Source organism: Acidisphaera rubrifaciens HS-AP3, assembly GCF_000964365.1.
GTDB classification, from domain to species: domain Bacteria; phylum Pseudomonadota; class Alphaproteobacteria; order Acetobacterales; family Acetobacteraceae; genus Acidisphaera; species Acidisphaera rubrifaciens.
On sequence record NZ_BANB01001101.1, the window covers coordinates 1 to 618 of the forward strand.

The 618-nt window shown below is 74.6% G+C and carries 2 protein-coding genes; one reads left to right on the forward strand and one right to left on the reverse strand.

All coding sequences use genetic code 11. The annotated features are described in order from the left end of the window. Positions 1-205, forward strand: a 205-nt coding sequence (locus B8460_RS20215; RefSeq protein ID WP_048863428.1) for a histidine phosphatase family protein, incomplete at its 5' end; no start/stop codon positions are given. Here B8460_RS20215 and B8460_RS20220 read toward each other — a convergent pair. Beyond that, positions 180-572, reverse strand: coding sequence for a RidA family protein (locus B8460_RS20220; protein WP_199445707.1), 393 nt, complete (start codon positions 570-572; stop codon positions 180-182). The genes B8460_RS20215 and B8460_RS20220 overlap by 26 nt on opposite strands. Between the last annotated feature and the right edge of the window lie 46 nt (positions 573-618).

Genomic DNA, 618 nt, shown 5'->3' on the forward strand with positions numbered 1-618 from the left:
GCATGGCGGCGAGACGGGGGCGGCGCTGATCGCCCGCGTCGGCGCGTTCTGGCGCGCGCTGCCTCCCGGCGCGCATGTCCTCGTCACGCATGGCGGGCCGCTGAAGATCCTCGCGGCGCTGGCCGCCGGCCGGCCGATCGACCTCGCCGCCCCGGCGCCGCCCTATGCGTCCGTCCTGATCACGGACGCGGCCGATACGCGATGAGATCGACCTCCACCAGCGCCCCGCGCGCCAGCCCCGTGACACCGACACAGGTGCGCGCCGGCAGCCGTCCGGGCGCGAAGAAGCTCGGCCAGAGCGCGTTCATCGCCGCATAGTCGCGCGCGAAGTCCGTCAGGTAGACCCGCGCCATCACCGCGTCCGCCAGCGTGCAGTCCGCACCGGCCAACACGATGCGCAGGTTGTCCATCACCCGCCGCGTCTGCGCCGCCACCCCGTCCGGCAGCGGCGCCGCGTCGTCGTCGGGATCGGTCGGCATCTGGCCGGTGACGAACACGTAGTCGCCCGCCCGCACCGCGTGGCTGAACGGCGCGACCGGCGCCGGCGCGCCGGGGACCATCAGGAACTCCAAACCCGCCTCCTTCACACACCGCCCTCAGGCGGCCGACAGCACGCCC